Source organism: Enterococcus sp. AZ088, from assembly GCF_051714845.1.
Taxonomy (GTDB): domain Bacteria; phylum Bacillota; class Bacilli; order Lactobacillales; family Enterococcaceae; genus Enterococcus; species Enterococcus faecalis.
Genome location: NZ_JBIOSQ010000001.1, coordinates 1,387,836 through 1,405,917 on the forward strand (window position 1 = coordinate 1,387,836; position 18,082 = coordinate 1,405,917).

General features: G+C 36.6%; 13 protein-coding genes. 5 read left to right on the forward strand and 8 right to left on the reverse strand.

What is annotated here, in order from left to right:
- Positions 1-48: 48 nt before the first annotated feature.
- The 3 genes from IGL17_RS06855 to IGL17_RS06865 all read left to right on the forward strand — a co-directional run bounded on the left by IGL17_RS06855 (position 49) and on the right by IGL17_RS06865 (position 3,363).
- Positions 49-474: an NUDIX domain-containing protein gene (locus IGL17_RS06855; RefSeq protein WP_016618374.1), complete on the forward strand. Its 426-nt coding sequence runs from the start codon at positions 49-51 to the stop codon at positions 472-474.
- Positions 475-613: 139 nt separating this feature from the next.
- The gene (locus IGL17_RS06860) at positions 614-1,624 is read left to right on the forward strand and encodes a hypothetical protein (protein WP_002366704.1); all 1,011 of its coding nucleotides are present in this window, start codon (positions 614-616) and stop codon (positions 1,622-1,624) included.
- Positions 1,625-1,926: 302 nt separating this feature from the next.
- On the forward strand, positions 1,927-3,363 hold the full coding sequence (locus IGL17_RS06865) for a catalase (RefSeq protein WP_016618373.1): 1,437 nt from the start codon (positions 1,927-1,929) through the stop codon (positions 3,361-3,363).
- 213 nt (positions 3,364-3,576) lie between these two features.
- Here the strand turns inward: IGL17_RS06865 and IGL17_RS06870 are convergent, their stop codons facing one another.
- From IGL17_RS06870 to IGL17_RS06885, 4 genes are all read right to left on the reverse strand, one after another.
- Positions 3,577-5,010, reverse strand: a complete 1,434-nt coding sequence (locus IGL17_RS06870; protein ID WP_016618372.1) for a cryptochrome/photolyase family protein — start codon at positions 5,008-5,010, stop codon at positions 3,577-3,579.
- A gap of 132 nt (positions 5,011-5,142) precedes the next feature.
- Positions 5,143-6,024, reverse strand: coding sequence for a helix-turn-helix domain-containing protein (locus IGL17_RS06875; protein ID WP_002394463.1), 882 nt, complete (start codon positions 6,022-6,024; stop codon positions 5,143-5,145).
- Positions 6,025-6,296: 272 nt separating this feature from the next.
- Positions 6,297-8,225: a sucrose-specific PTS transporter subunit IIBC gene (locus IGL17_RS06880; RefSeq protein ID WP_016618371.1), complete on the reverse strand. Its 1,929-nt coding sequence runs from the start codon at positions 8,223-8,225 to the stop codon at positions 6,297-6,299.
- A 16-nt stretch (positions 8,226-8,241) separates the two neighbouring features.
- On the reverse strand, positions 8,242-9,915 hold the full coding sequence (locus IGL17_RS06885; protein ID WP_016618370.1) for an alpha-glucosidase: 1,674 nt from the start codon (positions 9,913-9,915) through the stop codon (positions 8,242-8,244).
- A 242-nt stretch (positions 9,916-10,157) separates the two neighbouring features.
- On the opposite strand from IGL17_RS06885, the gene IGL17_RS06890 reads away from it, so the two are divergent.
- Entirely contained in the window at positions 10,158-11,618 is a 1,461-nt protein-coding gene (locus tag IGL17_RS06890; protein ID WP_016618369.1) for a sucrose-6-phosphate hydrolase, read from the forward strand.
- A gap of 18 nt (positions 11,619-11,636) precedes the next feature.
- Complete coding sequence (locus IGL17_RS06895; protein WP_016618368.1) at positions 11,637-12,617, forward strand: LacI family DNA-binding transcriptional regulator; 981 nt, start codon at positions 11,637-11,639, stop codon at positions 12,615-12,617.
- 59 nt (positions 12,618-12,676) lie between these two features.
- Here the strand turns inward: IGL17_RS06895 and IGL17_RS06900 are convergent, their stop codons facing one another.
- From IGL17_RS06900 to cls, 4 genes are all read right to left on the reverse strand, one after another.
- Complete coding sequence (locus tag IGL17_RS06900; RefSeq protein ID WP_002361843.1) at positions 12,677-12,838, reverse strand: hypothetical protein; 162 nt, start codon at positions 12,836-12,838, stop codon at positions 12,677-12,679.
- A 108-nt stretch (positions 12,839-12,946) separates the two neighbouring features.
- Positions 12,947-14,356 carry a glycoside hydrolase family 1 protein gene (locus IGL17_RS06905; protein ID WP_010707573.1) on the reverse strand — a complete coding sequence of 470 codons (1,410 nt, stop codon included), beginning with the start codon at positions 14,354-14,356 and terminating at the stop codon, positions 12,947-12,949.
- Complete coding sequence (locus IGL17_RS06910; protein WP_010707572.1) at positions 14,356-16,236, reverse strand: beta-glucoside-specific PTS transporter subunit IIABC; 1,881 nt, start codon at positions 16,234-16,236, stop codon at positions 14,356-14,358. The genes IGL17_RS06905 and IGL17_RS06910 overlap by 1 nt, the downstream gene beginning before the upstream one ends.
- Before the next feature lie 282 nt (positions 16,237-16,518).
- Entirely contained in the window at positions 16,519-17,979 is a 1,461-nt protein-coding gene (gene cls / locus IGL17_RS06915; protein WP_002381891.1) for a cardiolipin synthase, read from the reverse strand.
- Positions 17,980-18,082: the final 103 nt, after the last annotated feature.

Genomic DNA, 18,082 nt, shown 5'->3' on the forward strand with positions numbered 1-18,082 from the left:
TTTTTCTGTATCGTAACCTTAACAAAGGAAAAAATGATGAGGTGCCAAATGAAACGGAATTTTGAAGTGGAATTAACAACATTATGTATGATTAGAAATCAGAAAAATGAAATCCTTGTGCAAGAACGACAAAAAAAGGATTGGCCTGGTTGGACGTTCCCTGGCGGGCATGTTGAAAAAAAAGAGGGCATGGAAACAGCCATGGTTCGCGAACTCCTTGAAGAAACAGGCTTAGTGCTAAAGCCACAATTAGTAGGTGTTGCAGAATGGCTGAATGATTGTTCGGGTGCGCGGGAATTAGCCACATTATTCATTGCAGAAACAGCGGATGAACTACCAGAAGAAACGGAACAACCCTTGTTTTGGGTCACTGAAAAAGAATTGCGAGAAGGTCCTTTAGCTGGCAGTTTAGCAGAACTTTTCCCAGTATTTTTTGGCGAAAAGCAATTTTATTTTAAAAATAATACAGCTTAATGATTCAAACCTAAAAGATTAAATCAATCCCACTTATTAAAAGAGAGGAAATCTAAAATTAAACATTGCTATTTATAAGCAATGTTTGCTATTCTTAATAAAAGGGAATTAATTTTTTATATAATGAGGGGGAAAAAGTGTGTTAAAAAGAAAAGTCGGGATTGTCGCAGGCGTTTTCTGTTCAGCTTTGTTACTGACAGGCTGTGGCAAAAGTGCGAAAGATGAGTTCATTCAAGGGATTGGCAATCAAAACGCACAAGAATCTGGGGTTTGGGATTTCTCTATGTCAATTAGTGACATGAAATTTTCACAAGAAGATGGTGCACAAACGAATCCTATGATTGGGATGCTCATCACGCAAATCAAAGACGCATCGCTTTCTGGGAAGATTCAAGTAGATGCCAAAAAAGAAAAAGCATTCAACTTAGAGATGAAATTAAAAGCGATGGGCATGGATGTACCGATTTCATTGGTTGGATCGTTAGATAACGAGGGCAAAGAGCCAAAACTCTATTTAGCAACAGATATGATGGAATATATTGTCGCTGTCGCAGACTCAATGACTGACGGTGCTATCGATAGTTCTCAGTTAGATACAGAAAAACTAAAAGGAAAATACATTGATCTTTTAGCCATGAACGAGGAAAGTACGAAAGAATGGCAAGATACAATCAAAGAGTATCAAGAATCGGAAAAAGAACGAAAACAGTCTGCTAAGGAATACAAAGAGTTTTTAGAAGGATTAGACAAGGATACGTTCGAGAAAAAAGGGGACACCATTACCCATACGTTTACAAAAAAAGAATTACAAAAGTTAATCAAAATTACGACAGAAGCATCTGAGAAAGGTAAAGAACAAGATCCTTTCGAAAAAGTCAAAGATGTTTCTGCCAAAGTTTCTGTTAATACAAAAGAAAATAAAACAAATATGTTGATTAATGTGAAACCGCAACAAGACAAGAACGTTGACATGGGACTTGAATCATTATCTAGTAAAATTAGCATTACACAAAAAGCCAAAAAAGCGACGATTTCAATGCCTAAGAAAGAAAATATTTTATCAGAACAAGAAGTTGAAAAAATATTTTCCGATAGCACCTCTATGACAGGTCTATCGACTGAAGACACGACTGTTGCGATCAATCAATAACGCTGAATGACCAATAAAAACGGTCGCTCAAAAAAAGTAACGAAAGACCTAGCATGATTGGGATGCTAGGTCTTTTTTGAATAAAAAAACAGCATTTTAGTTTTCTTTGAATTATTGGTTGTTATTTTTGGTGGTGTAAACAGTTTAAAGTTAATATATTTGTTTTTGATTTAAATTCTACTGCTATTTTTAATCATTCTATTAAATAACAAATGTTTTTGAGTGTTTTTAAGCATTATTTTTGTTATGCAGAGTGGTTTTTTTATACAATGAGTATAATTTTAGATGAAGGAGTGTTTTAGGTGAAAAATCAACATTTAACTACGTCACAAGGAAGTCCAGTTGGCGATAATCAAAATTCGCTAACTGCAGGAGAATTTGGTCCTGTCCTAATCCAAGACGTTCATTTATTAGAAAAATTAGCTCATTTTAATCGTGAGCGTGTGCCAGAACGGGTTGTTCATGCCAAAGGTGCTGGTGCTCATGGGATTTTCAAGGTGAGCCAATCAATGGCACAATATACTAAAGCCGATTTTTTATCTGAAGTTGGCAAAGAAACACCTTTATTCGCTCGTTTTTCAACTGTAGCTGGAGAATTAGGTTCATCAGATACATTGCGTGATCCTCGCGGTTTTGCGCTTAAATTCTATACAGACGAAGGAAATTACGACTTAGTTGGCAATAATACGCCCATTTTTTTCATTCGTGATGCAATTAAATTTCCAGATTTTATTCATAGCCAAAAAAGAAATCCACGGACGCATTTGAAAAGTCCAGAAGCTGTTTGGGATTTTTGGTCTCATTCACCTGAAAGCCTTCATCAAGTAACAATTTTAATGAGTGATCGTGGCATTCCGTTGTCGTTCCGTCATATGCATGGTTTTGGTAGCCATACATTCAAATGGGTCAATGCTGCTGGAGAAGTATTTTTTGTTAAATATCACTTCAAGACGAACCAAGGAATCAAAAATCTAGAGAGTCAATTAGCAGAAGAAATTGCTGGGAAAAACCCAGATTTCCATATTGAAGATTTGCATAATGCAATTGAAAATCAAGAATTTCCTTCTTGGACATTATCTGTGCAAATTATCCCGTATGCAGATGCGTTAACAATGAAAGAAACTCTTTTTGATGTAACAAAAACGGTTTCTCAAAAAGAGTATCCGCTGATTGAAGTTGGCACGATGACTTTAAATAGAAATCCAGAGAATTATTTTGCAGAGGTTGAACAAGTAACCTTTTCACCAGGGAATTTCGTTCCTGGTATTGAAGCTTCTCCAGATAAATTATTGCAAGGACGTTTGTTCGCTTATGGGGACGCACATCGTCATCGCGTGGGCGCTAATAGTCACCAATTGCCGATCAACCAAGCAAAAGCGCCTGTAAATAACTACCAAAAAGACGGCAATATGCGTTTTAACAATGGCAATAGCGAAATTAATTACGAACCAAATAGTTATACTGAAACACCAAAAGAAGATCCTAAGGCGAAAATTAGTTCCTTTGAAGTTGAGGGAAATGTTGGTAATTATAGCTATAATCAAGATCACTTTACACAAGCAAACGCTTTGTATAACTTGCTGCCAAGCGAAGAAAAAGAAAACTTAATTAACAATATAGCGGCATCTTTAGGTCAAGTGAAAAATCAAGAAATCATCGCGCGTCAAATTGATTTGTTCGCTAGAGTAAATCCGGAATATGGAGCACGTGTCGCACAAGCAATTAATCAACAAGCATAATTTATATAACGTACGTGACAAAACCAGTCTAGATAAACTAAGGACTGGTTTTGTTTGCTTTTCAATGCTTTTTACTCTACTTTGTATAATGTATATTATGTAAACTAGAATAAAATAAAAAAACTTTAGCCGATAAATTGCACCTCTCTTTCGACTAATTAATTTACCCAACTAACCTTACAAGTTGTTTGCTAAGCTAGTTGGGTTTACTGTTTATTTAAACCTTGGATTGTTCATTTCTTGATGAATTTCTTTGCTCGCTTCATATAGAAACAATGTTTGTTTTTTACTTGATGCATAATCGACAATGGGTTTTGGATAATTTTCTCCTAAATGTACATGATATTGCGTTTGTAAAGCTTCGTTCATTAGATTTGGTTGATGAATATACTTTTGTGGCACTTGCTTAAGTTCTGGAACATATTTTTTGATGAACTGGCCGTCATTATCAAATTTTTTTGACTGGATAATTGGATTAAAAATCCGAAAATACGGGACAGCGTCCGTTCCTGTCGAAGCAGCCCATTGCCAGCCACCGATATTATTGGCGGCATCATAATCAATCAACATTTTTTGAAAGTATTTTTCACCCCAACGCCAATCGATGTGTAAATTTTTAACTAAAAAAGAGGCAGTAATCATTCTTAAGCGGTTGTGCATCCAACCAGTTTGATTCAGTTGTCGCATTGCGGCATCAATTATAGGGTACCCCGTCTCCCCTTTTTGCCACTTGACAAACATTTCTGGGTCATTTGTCCATTGAATATAACGAAATTTTTCTTGAATAGCTTCCTCTTTTTGTTGTGGAAACGCACTATAGATCATATTGTAAAAGTCACGCCAAGCTAATTCTTTTTTGAAGGTTTCTTTACTTAAGCTAGAAGGCGCAGATGCAAGCTCTTGCCAAATGGTGCGAATCGAAAGCTCTCCCGTTCTTAAAAAAGTAGACAGATGACTCGTTTGATCCTGATAAGGAAAATCACGCTTATTTTCATAGGATTGAAGTTTTTGATCAATAAAAGTATTTAAGCACCTTCTGGCTGTTTTTTCGCCGATACTATAGTGTTTTAAAGGAATCCTCGCAATCTGTTCACGATAAGCTGCCTCCTCTTCTGGAAAAAGACACGCACTAAAAATTTTTTCAGCTGTATAGGAAACAGGAATCGGTGTTTCTTTAGGCGCCTCTTTCCATTTATTGTAATAGGGCGTAAACACTTGGTACTTACTGCCATCGTTCTTCTTAATTTCTTCAGAGCCATGCAAATAGGCATCTTGAAAAGAGAAAGACTGAATATTATTTTCTTCAAAAAAGCGCATAGCTTGCTGGTCCCGCTTTGCCCCAAAGCCACAAGTATCTTCATTAAAATAAATGGCCTGCCAATCGGGTAATTTGCGTTTCAAACGTGAAAATAAATCTAATGGTTCGCCGACCATGATTTGTAAATGTGCCTCTTGATCGATTCGTTCTTTAAACGAGGCTAAACTTGCAAAAAAAGCGTTATGATTAGCACTTTCTTGAATAAATTGTTGAGGATTCATTTGGAATAATAAAATCAATTCATCAGCTGCAGAATTTTGTAACGCGTGTGCTAATGCTTTATTATCTTGTAATCGTAAATCACGTCTAAACCACATTACTCTTTTCATTTTTAAATCCTCCTAAATACTTCGTCTTGCTTATCGTAACCGTGACTGCTGATTTTTAAAAGCAACTTGCCTAGACTTTTCAAAAAGCCGATAAAAACTGGGTTTTCAGCTTTTATCGGCTTTTTGATTAAATTAATAGGAAATATTAAAAGCTTTCATATCTTTCTCAATATATTGTAGGACTTCTGTATTGCCAAAAAATTGTGTAAAATAATAGGCTTGACGATAGTCATCGGCTGTGTCTTCCCCGAGCATTTGTTTGTTAAAGGCTTTTTCATATAAAAGATAATCTAGCAAATAAATGGAGTGTTTGTCACGACAAATCTGAATCCCTTTTTCGCTTAAAATGACACTTTTTTGGTAATCTTTTATTTCCGAGTAGAATTTAGCAGAATTATAATAAATTCTACAGCGCTCCAAGGAACATTCTAATTTAAATTGTTCCAATTCTTGTAATGATTTTTCGTAATACACTTGCGCTTTTCTCATATCTTTTTCCAGTTCATATAGCGTACCTAGCGCATTCAGGCTTAAAATGTTGTAAATATTGACTTTACGGTCAATTTCCGCGCCCCGGTATAGGTAAAACAAGGCCTCTGCTTTATCTTTTTTTCCTAATAAACAAGTAATTCCCTTATAATATAACAATTTAGTCGTTAGTTCATTATTAGATAAGATAAGACCTTCAGGCACTTCTTGTAATAAATTGTAGGCCTCTAAGTGAAATAACCGTAAAGATAAATCCTCGACTTTGTTTAGTAGATTTTCAATTTTCTTTTCTTCAGAAATCATCATACATTCTTCTACTTCTAAATCTAATCGGAGGCAAATAGATGAGAAAATATCTAAACTGTCACATAGATTACGGTTTTCAATATTACTAATTGTTGCTTGCGTACAGATGCCGTTAGCCAGCTCTGATTGTGTGATTTTTTTAAGTTTTCTCGCTTGTTTTATTTTGTCTCCTGCTACCTTCACGAACAGACCTCCACTTGTATTATTATGTAAATTCATTAAAAAATGTTATACTTTGATTATCAATTAAAGGAGGTACATGCTATGTTTGATTTACTTGCATTATTGACTGGAACATCAACTTATGGCAACGTTCCCCATGTTTAATTAGTCAATGCGTGTCAAGTATGGTCTTCCATACTTGGCATGTTTCCTTTAAAACTGACTCAATCATACTACAAACGGATAGACAAATACAACCGAAAATCATTGGTTTTTTATTAAGAAAAAGAACAGCAAGAAGTGATAACTACTTCTTGCTGTTCTTTTGTTTAGTTAGGTGTATTTAGATTTAAAATGATTTGTTCCGGCGTAATTTCATTATGATCTGACATCATTGGCTCTACGCTTAAATAACTTGAAGTATTTGTAATGATAACCATGACAGTTGAGTCAAGCCCAGCTTCTTTAATGGCTTTTCGATCGAACGTTCCTAAAAGATCTCCTTTTTTAACACGGTGACCTTGGGTTACTTGTGTCTGAAAGACCTCCTGCCCCAATGTGACAGTATCAATTCCTATATGAATTAATACTTCAGCTCCTGCGTCCGTTTGGATACCATAAGCGTGCCCAGTTTCTGCAACCAAGTTTAATAAACCATCTGCAGGCGCGTAAACCTTGTTCGCTGTTGGCATGATTGCTAAACCTTTGCCCATCATCTCGCTTGAAAATACTGGGTCATTAACAGCAGTAAGATTCATGGCGTAACCAGTTACCGGAGAAAAAAGTTGTTCATCTAAGGTGTTATGTTGCATTTCAAAGACTTCGCGTTCTTCCTCTTCGATTACTTTATCTGAAATTAAAACCTCTTGTGGAATTGCAAATAGACTGGTTAATGCATAACATACACCGACAGATAAAAGTGCGACTAATAAATAGATCACTAATTGATGTGCACTATAGATATACATTAAGAAAGAAGGAATAACGGCTAATCCATAAGAATTTGATTGAATATGAAAAATAGCTAAGATTGCTCCGCCTAAACCTGACGTAAACAAGACACATAGCAGCGGTTTTAAGTTCCAACGAATAAGTAATCCAAATAACACAGGCTCACTAACTCCAAATAATTGAGACAACATAGAACCAATGGCTGTCGACTTCACTTTGCTATCTTGCGCTTTTTTCGCAAAGGCTAAACAACTGCCAACGTTGGCAAACCCATACATGGCACATATTGTAATCAATGCATTAAATCCTGTATTTGCTAATAATGATGTTTCTACCATAGTTAGTGTATGATGAATACCAATCAAAACCATTAAAGGATATGAGGCACCAATCACGAAACCACCTAGTCCTAAGGGCAACCCAATCAACCATTGGACAACATCTACCATGCCTAACTCAACGGTGTGCAAAATTGGGCCAATACCGAGAATCATGATTAAAAAAGTAATTAACATAGTCATAAAAGGTGTAAAAATTTGATCGAGAATATTCGGCATCTTTTTTCGGAAAAAAAGTTCAATCTTTGCGCCAATTATACCAGCAGCAATTGCACTTAAAACGGAACCTTGTGCACCGACAACTGGGATAAAACCAAAAGCCATAATAGCTTTCACGCCAGAATCTGGTGTTGCAACTGCATAAGCGTTTGGTAAAATGGGTGATACCATCATTAAACCAATAACAATCCCGATTACAGGCGTCGCATTAAATGCTTTAAAGGTAGACCAAACAATCAAAGCTGGCAAAAAGGCAAAGACGGTATCTGTAATGACAGAGACAATTTGTTGAAAGCTTTCAGGAATATTGGCTACACTTGCTCCGAATAATTGTAAAAAAGTGTCGTTAAAAATAACACCTTTTAACCCTAGGAACAATCCTGTTGCTGCAATTACTGGAACAATTGGAATGAATATTTCACTTAAAATGCGCATTGTTTTGCGCATGCCCGTTTCATTATTTTTTAAAATTGCTGTTTGCTCTGCTTTTGACACAACATTGATTCCAAGTTTTTCTAGTTCATCATACACTTTAGTCACAATACCAGTTCCTAAAATCACTTGGTATTGACCACCATTATAAAAAACACCCTTGACTAAATCGATTTTTTCTAGTTGTTTACCATCTACTTGTTCGTGGTCCTTCAAAATAAAACGTAACCGCGTTTGACAATGGGTGACCGATATAATGTTATCCATACCGATTAATTGAATAATGTCTTTGGCTGCCTGCTGATAATTTTCTGCCATGTTATACTCCTCCTAGCTACTCATTTATAGTAATCAATAGTCCTTGATAGTTTTTTAATAATGTTCCCTGCTGAACTAACTGCTCTCGTTCTTCAGACTGTGTATCAAAAATAACTGTGCCCTTAACTAAATAATGAGGGATTGGAGCCGCCTCACCAAAATTAAAAAAGGCGTAAATCGTTTTTTCATTTAATTTGCGTTTATAAGCAATAACATTATCTGGAAGATTTGATAGTCCCTCAAATGTTCCATAAAGTAAGATGTCTGTATAGGGACTCTTTTGACGAAATGCAATCATCCGCTTATAGAAATGAAAAATACTTTGACTATTTTTTATTTCTGCTTTGGCATTGATTTCTTTATAATTATCCACCATTCCTAACCAAGGTTTGACGCTTGAAAAACCGCCATACATAGAATCATTCCATGGAAAAGGCGTGCGGGCATTGTCTCGACTACGCAAATTGACAAGTGACAAGGCTTCTTTGGGCGTAAATCCTTCTTTTATTGCTCGATAGTATTGATCAATGCTAGAAATATCATCGAATTCATCAATCGAACCCCTTTCAAAATTGGTCATTCCTAATTCTTGTCCTTGGTAAATAAAAGGAGTGCCCCTTAAAAAGAAATACATGGCGCCGAATGTTTTAACCGCATTTGGCTGTTGAGCCTGTTCTTTTAAATATTTCGTTGTCGCTCGAGGTTGATCATGATTTTCGATAAAATTTGCACTCCAACCAGCCTCTTGCATGGCTTCTTGCTGTTTGAAAATTAATGTGCGTAAATCATTCCAAGACCAATCGATTCTATAAAACCATTCGCTTCCTGATTTCACATCCAAATCAGCCCATTTGAAGTCAAAAATCATGTCGAAATACCCTGTTTCTCCAATAAATTCTGATAAATTTGGATAATTGACGCCGGCCGCTTCAGCAACTGTGACAATATCAAAACCAGCAAAAGCTTTTTCTTTTAACTCGTTCAGAAAGTCACTCATTCCTGGCATATTTCTACTCGCTTTTGTTACTTTGGCTAATTGATCTGCCCCATCAGCAGGTAAGTTTGTCCAAGTCAAATCTTTCTTAATAAAATTAATCGCATCTACACGAAAACCAGCAATTCCTTTGTTTAACCAAAAACGGATCATTTGATAGATTTCTTTGCGTAGTTCAGGATTTTCCCAATTTAAATCCGGCTGTTTTTTATGAAAGGCATGAAAGTAGTAGGCATCTTCCCCAGGTAATTTTTCCCAAACACTACCACCGAAGTTAGAACGCCAATTTGTAGGTGCTTCTCGTCCTTCTTTTATAATATAAAAGTCTCGAAAACGACTTTGAGGATTTTTTAAAACATCTTGAAACCAAGCATGCTCATCAGATGTATGGTTTACCACCAAATCTAAAATAACTTTTATGTTTCGTTTTTTTGCTTCTTCAATGAGTTCATCGAAGTCTGCCATTGTACCAAAATCGCTAGAAATACCATAATAGTCTGAAATATCATATCCATTGTCAGCCATTGGCGACGGGTACATTGGACTCAGCCAAATCAGCGTAATTCCTAAATTTTCTAAGTAATCCAGTTTTTGAATAATGCCTTGTAAATCACCAATTCCGTCATTATTACTATCCGAAAAGCTACGTGGATAAATTTGATAGGCCACTTCTTTTTGCCACCAATTTCTGTTCATTCTGGTTCTCCTCACTCTTAAACTAGTCCTGTTAATTTTTTCTGTAACCGTTTTTACATTTTGTATGATACTCGTTTTTGCGTAATATGTCAAACGTTTATCATAAATAAATGTAAATTATAATATTATTTTGATTTAAATAGATTTATATATGTTATACGTTTGACTTTTTTCTAATTTGTTTATACTATTAGACTAACTACTATTTTCTAATAAAGGAGACATTACTTATGTCAAGCATCATGAACCAATGGACTGATGAATTACGTTATGCGCCTTATTCTTCTTGGACATCTGCTCACCTCGAAAATCTAACTTCTATTATCGCGCAATCTAGTTGGCGTTTTAAGTATCATATTCAACCACAGACAGGACTACTAAATGATCCCAACGGTTTTTCGTATTTCAATAACCAGTGGCATTTATTTTATCAAGCGTTTCCTTTTGGGAGTGTTCACGGACTAAAAAGTTGGGCCCACTTAACTTCCTCCGACTTAATTCACTGGGATTATGAAGGAATTGCCCTTTCTCCCGACTCTGAATATGATTCTCATGGCGTCTATTCAGGCTCAGCTTTACCAATAGATAACCAACTATGTTTATTTTATACAGGAAATGTTCGTGATCAAACTTGGCAACGATTTGCATATCAAAATATTGCATGGCTGAATTCTTTAGGTGCGATCACAAAGGAATCAACACCATTCCTACCAATTGACCCCAATTATTCTTCCCATTTTCGTGATCCGATGGTATTTCCTTATCAAGAAGGACTTGTTTTATTAATTGGTGCTAGTGATTTAAATGGACAAGGAAAAATTGTGGTCTATTTTTCTAAAGATCGAAACGTACACAATTTTCATCAACTTGGCGAATTGACGTTCACCGACCAAGAATTAGGCTACATGGTTGAATGCCCCAATTTGGTATTTATTGATGGCCAGCCTGTCTTATTATTTTGCCCACAAGGTCTATCTCCATCTGTAAAAAGTTATCAGAATATCTATCCGAATATGTACACATTGGCTGAAACGTTTGATTTGGAGAATCTTTCTTTAGTTCAGGCTGGACCTTTTGAAAATTTAGATGAAGGGTTTGATGTCTACGCCACTCAAGCCTTTAATGCGCCAGATGGTCGTGCACTTGCGGTCAGTTGGATTGGGTTGCCAGAAATCACTTACCCAAGTGATGTGGAGGGTTGGGCAAATGGCTTAAGTCTGGTTAAAGAACTCACAATTCACAACGGGAAACTATTTCAATATCCAGTTTCTGAAACAGAAATGCTTCGTCAATCCGCCACTACTTTATCAAATGGCTGCCATTTTTTATCTACTGCTTCTTTTGAATTAGAAGTGGATATTCCCAAAAATGAGATTGCTTTTATTCGGCTTTTAGCGAACGAAACGGGTTCAAAAGGACTTTTAATTACAATTGATACGATTCATGGTAAAATAACCCTTGATCGAACATTTGCTGGCCAACCTTTTGCTGAAAAGTATGGCACAATTCGTGAAACTAAAATTAGGAAAAATAAGTCAGTTCAGTTAACTATTTTTGTTGATTGCTCTGTTGCAGAAATCTATGTAAATAAAGGTGAAAAAACGATGACTGGTCGCTTCTTTCCAGATAAAGCGCAACAGTATCTTCATCTATCCAAGACGGCAAAAGCTTGTTTTTATGAGCTGGAAAATACGAATAATTAGGAATGATGGTGAATTTTGATGGTGGTTAAATTAACGGATGTAGCAAAGCTTGCTGGGGTGAGCCCGACAACGGTAAGCCGCGTGATTAATAATTATGGTTATCTTAGTCAAAAAACAATTGATAAAGTTCATCAAGCGATGGAAGAATTAAATTATCAACCTAATGGATTAGCCAGAAGCCTCCAAGGAAAAAGTACGCAGCTGATTGGTTTAGTCTTCCCTTCTGTTAGTCATCCATTTTTTGGTGAATTAATTGAAACACTGGAAAGAAAGCTCTTTGTTCAAGGATATAAAGTGATTTTATGTGATAGTGAAAAAGATCCAGAAAAAGAGCGCGCCTATTTACGAATGCTCGCTGCAAATAAAGTGGACGGTGTAATCACTGGTAGCCATAACTTAGCTATTAACGAATATGAAAATGTTTCACTACCTATTGTTTCCTTTGACCGTTTCTTGGCACCTGGCATTCCAATTGTCTCTTCGCAAAACTTTCAAGGGGGCCAAAAAGCCACTGAAGCCTTATTTGCAAGTGGTGCACAAAAGATTGCAATTATTACTGGTGCTAATAACACAGGCGCACCTAGCGATTATCGATTGGCTGGTTATAAACAAACAATGGAAAAATATGGCGCAGAAAAAACGATTCTACAAATTGATAATGGGACCTCAACAACATTAAAAAATCTAGAAATCGAACGTTTGCTTCAAAATAAAACTGTAGACGGCATCTTTTGTACAGATGATTTGACAGCAATTACAGTTATGAATATTGCTCAAAAATTGAAGATATCCATTCCTGAAGAATTAAAAGTAATTGGTTATGATGGGACAAAATTAATCAAAAGAATTGCCCCTCAACTATCAACCATTGTGCAGCCGATCGACGAGATGTGTGACGTTATGATTGACTTACTGCTTCGTAGAATGATGGATCCTGATGTTGCACTCGAGGAAAATTATCCTATTCCGATTCAGCTATCATTGTCTGAATCCTGTTAAAAAAGACACCTGAAAAGGTGTCTTTTTTTATTCTTAATTCCTCATTTGCCTATTTTCCCTTAATTCCAAAGCACAGAGATTAAATAATACAACAACATGATCCCTACAAATACACCGAGCATTAGTAAAACATACCACCAATTTTTGGCGCTATAGGTTTCATTTTTATCTTTTTCGGTTCGTTTCCCGGCAGCCCATTTCCATAAATCGTAATTATTCATCTCTCTCACCACCTTTAATGGGTTTATTAACTTAAATCTAACACGGAATGAGAGAACTTGAAAACAAAAGGATCACCCACTTATGCAATGGATGATCCTTTTTGTGCACTATTCTTCTGGTAACCCATTATTTTTAATCACTGATTGGTACCAATAAAAACTATCTTTTTTAATGCGTCGTAAATCTTTTAACTCATGGTCTTCACGATTGACGTAAATAAAACCGTAGCGTTTTTTGAATCCTTGATGAGAACTTAAAATATCCATGACCGACCAAGGGCAATAGCCAAACAACTCAACACCGTCAGAAATAGCCGCATGACAAGCAGCAATATGGTCATGCAAATACGCAATTCGATAGTCATCATGAACTTTTCCGTCCTCTGTTAGGCGATCTGGTGTGCCTAAGCCGTTTTCTGTAATGATTAACGGTAAACGGTATTGACGATAATAATCATTTAAAACTAAACGTAGACCAGTTGGATCAATTTGGGCACCATACTTAGAGGTTTTTAAATGTTGATTTTTTTCGATTTTGAAATAACCGTATAGATCAAAATCAATGTCCTTTTCTTTCGTACCCAATGGGTGTTGCTCATCTGTCGGTAAATAGCTAGCAACTAACGTCCGATAATAATTAAGGGCGATAAAATCTGGTTTAGCGGCTTTCAGAATTGCTTGATCTTCTGGCTGTGTTTCGGGATAAATGCCGCATTTGGTTAAATACTCTTGATAGTAACCAGGGTATTCGCCAAAACAATACATTTCTAGAGCATAATTCGTTTTAAAGTTATCATTCATACGAGCCGCCCAAACATCTTCAGGCTTATTGGAACTAGGATAAGTCATCGTTGAGGAAACAGAGGGACCGACTTTTCCCCCAGCGACCAATTGGTGACAATCATTCGTCGCTAGCGCATGGGCAACAAACATATGGTAATCCATTTGTGCACGAATTTTTTCAACATTTTCTGGTGCAACATCGTACATATTCATTCGTTCATCAACACGAATCATTAAGTTTTGTTCGTTTGTAACTTGCCAATTTTTGACTCGATCACCAAACGCTTGATAACAGACTTGCGCATAGCGTTGAAATGCAGAAACGCAGCGACGATCAACCCAACCATTGTATTTTTCCACCAATGCAAAAGGTAAATCAAAATGATAAAGTGTGACAAACGGCAAAATATCGTTTTCTAAAAGTGTATCAATGACGGCATTATAAAAATCGATGCCGGCTTGATTGATTTCGCCATCACCTGTTGGAATGATTCGTGCCCATGAAAGAGAAAAACGATAGGTTTTTAAGCCTAATTCTTTCATTAACGCAATGTCCTCTTTGAAATGATGGTAAAAATCGCTGGCGACTTTCGTGTCTGCTTGTACAGCTGACTTTTTAAAAGAATTGTAATCAGCGACTGTTAGGCCTTTGCCGTCCTCATTCCAAGCGCCCTCAATTTGAAAAGCGGAGGAAGAAGCGCCCCATAAAAAATCGTTCTTAAATTGTTTAACCATTAGTTTTGCTCCTTTACTTGCATGAAAAATAAATTTGTTTGTGGTGTAATCTCTGTTTGTTTGGTTGTCTCAATTACAGCCATTTCCGCAGTATTTGTTACGATGACTAAGACGGTTGGATCATAACCAGCAGCTTGGATGATTTGTTTATCAAAAGAGAGCAGTTTTTGTCCTAGTCTGACCCTTTCTCCTGCTTTTACGAACCTCTCAAATCCTCGTCCTTTTAATTCGACTGTATTGATTCCAATGTGAAGGAGGATTTCAGCACCATTGTCTAACTTTAAGCCAATTGCATGATGAGTTGGATATAAAGCCGTCACTTGCCCATTTCCTGGTGAAACAATTTGTTCCTCTGTCGGATAAATAGCTAGCGTTTTTCCCATTTGTTGAGAAGCAAAGACTTCATCGTTGATTTGGTCTAAAGATACGAGTTGTCCTTGAACAGGTGCTTGAATCCGTTGTTTTTCTTTGACTGTCCCTGCCTCTGCCTTTAAGCCGGGTTCTTGACGTGACTCGTCAAGCGGTAAATCATTAAAGCCTAGAAAAATCGTTAATAGAAATGCACCAAAAAAAGCAATGCCACAACCTAATAAATAACAAATAAAGGCTTTACTTCCTGCTTCTGCGTAAACTGGGATGGTCAAGAGTCCTTGATTAGCGAAGGCTGTCCCATAGGAGCCGCCCCAGCCCATTAAGGCCCCACCTGCTGCTCCGCTAGCCACCGCATAAATCATCGGTTTTTTTAGCCGCAAGTTTGCACCATAAATGGCTGGTTCTGTGATACCAAATAATGCAGTCACTGTTGCAGAGGCAGCAACAGCTTTCAAGTCTGTATTTTTTGTGCGGACAAACACGCCAAATGCGGCGCCCGCTTGAGAAAAGTTTGCTGCACCAGCAAACGCTAGCAAATTTTGCCGTCCTGTTCGAGCGACATCATTAATCCCAATTGGCACAAGCCCACGGTGAGCCCCAAAAATGACTAAGACACACCAAATTCCGCCGATAAAACCGCCTAACAAGATGGGACTCAAATTCATTATATAATAATACAACCAATTCACGCCGTCACCTAAATAAATCCCTATCGGTCCAAATAATAATAAAGTGGCTGGAATCATTAAAAGTAATGATAGCGTAGGAACCATAATAATTTTTAGAACTTCTGGAATAACTTTTTCCAAAAAGCGTTGCACATAAGCTAACATAAAAATTGCAAGAATAATAGGAATTACTGTGGAAACGTAATTGGCTTTGGTCACATGTAATCCAAACAAGGTAACCGCTGATTCTTCAGTCATTAATGAAACGATGGTTGGATAACATAAGGTGGCACCAATTACCATGGCGATATATTCGTTTGTTTTGAAAACCTTAGCAGCTGAATAACCTAAAATAACTGGCATAAAATAAAAAAGTGCATCGGAAGCGGCGCTTAAAATAATATACGTATTCAAAGGTTTTAAATCGACCTGGTAAAAATTGTTTGCGACCATCACAGCAATAGCTAGAATTCCTTTTAACATGCCAGAAGCGGCAATTGCTGGTACGACAGGCGTGAAAATCGCGGCAACAGTATTTAAAATTCGATTGCCTAATGAATTTTTTTCTTTTGTAGATGTTTTGGTCGTAAGTTGCTGAGCCAACAAAGGTTCTAGAGCATTATAAACATGCGCGACTTTATTGCCTAAAACCACTTGATACTGCCCGCCACTTTCAACAACAGAAATGACACCTTCTGTTTGTAGTAAGGCTTCTTTGTTCGCTTGTTTCGTATCTTTCAATATGAAACGCAATCGTGTATAACAATGTGTGACATCCACGATATTGTCTTTGCCACCTACGTCTTTCAAAATTTCTTTTGCTATTGCTTGGTAGTCCATGATGACCACTCCTTATCTATAAAATAACAGCTCAATAAAAAAGATCAAATCACACATGCACGTTTCAGCAAACACACTCAATATTTGCTCGTCGTGAATGTCCCTTTGATCTGATCTACGTAATAACTATGTTTCTCACGATAGAATAGCTGATTGAATTTATTTTTAATTTACCATTATTTAGAGGGATTATCAATGAATTAGGTAGACAAACTCAGTGTTTTGTTACTAAAATCAGCAGTGAAAATAGTAGTTTACTACATTCACTGCTGATTTATTTGATTACAAGACTGGGGACAACAAGCGTGAAAAGTTTTGCTTGAAGCGTAGCCAGTACCCTTGTTTTTTAATTATCTCGTCGGTTAGTAAGACACTTTTTTCTATATCTTCTTCAAAGACTTGCGCTAACATCCACGCAATGTCAGGATTGTAAATAAACGTACTTACCTCAAAATTCAATGAATAACTGCGAATATCTTGGTTTGTTGTGCCAACCATAGCTAATTCATCATCAATCACCATTGTTTTTGCATGAATAAACCCACTATCATAAATATAAATTTTAATGCCGCGTTTGTGTAAGTAATTCGCGTAATATTGTGTTGCGCGGTAAATAAAGGGATGGTCAGGCATACAAGGAATCATAATTCGCACGTCGACACCTGAACGAACCGCCACTAACAACGCATTAATCATACTATCGTCAGGGATTAAATACGGTGTTTGAATCCAGACACTCTTTTCTGCAGAAAAAATCATCCGAACAAACCCGCTTTTCAAAATTTCTTCTTCTGAATCAGGACCATCTGAAACAACTTGTAAGGACAAATGCTCCACTTCATGATCTTCTGGTAATTTAAAATATTTTTCATGATACGTCATACGTTCTTCAGGATATTTGACTGAAGCATTCCAATCCATGATAAATATCTCTTGCAATGAAAATACGGCCGTCCCGACCAAACGAATATGGGTATCTCGCCAGTAACCAAATTTTTCGGTGACATTCAAATATTGATCCCCAACATTGAACCCGCCGGTCCAGCCAATTTTCCCATCGATGACAACAATTTTCCGATGCAAGTGATAATTTAGACGTGTTTTACGGATCATATCGCGAGAAGTAATAAAGGGAGCTACTTTTCCTCCAGCGTCAACGTAACGAGCAAAAAACTTTTTATTTGCGCCGGGTGAACCCCAAGGATCGTAAATTAAGTAAACTTCCACGCCTTCATGCAACTTTTCGATTAATACATCTAAAAATTGATTGCCAATCGTGTCATTAAAAAACGCATAATATTCCACATGAACGGTTTCTTTCGCTGCACGAATATCTTCAAATAATGCTTGGAATTTTTCTTGGCCATCTGTGAATAATTGTAAACTATTTCTTTTGGCCAACGGTGATGCGTCCATATTCCGGAAATAACGATTTAAAACTTTCGCATCATAAAGTAAATCATAACGTTTATCGCGCCCTGCTTTTTTGTTATCGATGTCCACTTTTTCTTTAATTCGTTGAACCATTTGTTTTTCATCATCAGACAATTTAAAAACTTCTTGTCCATCGATACCCCGCCCACAGAATAAGTAAATAATAAATCCGATACCAGGCAAGAAAATCAACGTCATCATCCATGCTAAAACGCTGGAAATACTACGAGGTTTTCTAAAAACAGTAATTAAGGCAGCAATAACGTTAATTACTAATAAAAATAACAAAATCCAAACAAAAATTTTCATCGCTTACCTCCTTCTTACTTCATACTAAGATTATATCAAATAACAGTTAAATTAGGCGAATAATATGAGCGAGTATTCAAAAAAGAATTCATTTCTATAAGTG

Excerpts from the sequence above, each read along its gene's own strand:
- IGL17_RS06855 (WP_016618374.1), top strand. The coding sequence starts at position 49 with ATGAAACGGAATTTTGAAGTGGAATTAACAACATTATGTATGATTAGA.
- IGL17_RS06870 (WP_016618372.1), bottom strand. The coding sequence starts at position 5,010 with ATGAAAAGAGTAATGTGGTTTAGACGTGATTTACGATTACAAGATAAT.
- IGL17_RS06875 (WP_002394463.1), bottom strand. The coding sequence starts at position 6,024 with ATGAATTTACATAATAATACAAGTGGAGGTCTGTTCGTGAAGGTAGCA.
- IGL17_RS06880 (WP_016618371.1), bottom strand. The coding sequence starts at position 8,225 with ATGGCAGAAAATTATCAGCAGGCAGCCAAAGACATTATTCAATTAATC.
- IGL17_RS06885 (WP_016618370.1), bottom strand. The coding sequence starts at position 9,915 with ATGAACAGAAATTGGTGGCAAAAAGAAGTGGCCTATCAAATTTATCCA.
- IGL17_RS06890 (WP_016618369.1), top strand. The coding sequence starts at position 10,158 with ATGAACCAATGGACTGATGAATTACGTTATGCGCCTTATTCTTCTTGG.
- IGL17_RS06895 (WP_016618368.1), top strand. The coding sequence starts at position 11,637 with ATGGTGGTTAAATTAACGGATGTAGCAAAGCTTGCTGGGGTGAGCCCG.
- IGL17_RS06900 (WP_002361843.1), bottom strand. The coding sequence starts at position 12,838 with ATGAATAATTACGATTTATGGAAATGGGCTGCCGGGAAACGAACCGAA.
- IGL17_RS06905 (WP_010707573.1), bottom strand. The coding sequence starts at position 14,356 with ATGGTTAAACAATTTAAGAACGATTTTTTATGGGGCGCTTCTTCCTCC.
- IGL17_RS06910 (WP_010707572.1), bottom strand. The coding sequence starts at position 16,236 with ATGGACTACCAAGCAATAGCAAAAGAAATTTTGAAAGACGTAGGTGGC.
- cls (WP_002381891.1), bottom strand. The coding sequence starts at position 17,979 with ATGAAAATTTTTGTTTGGATTTTGTTATTTTTATTAGTAATTAACGTT.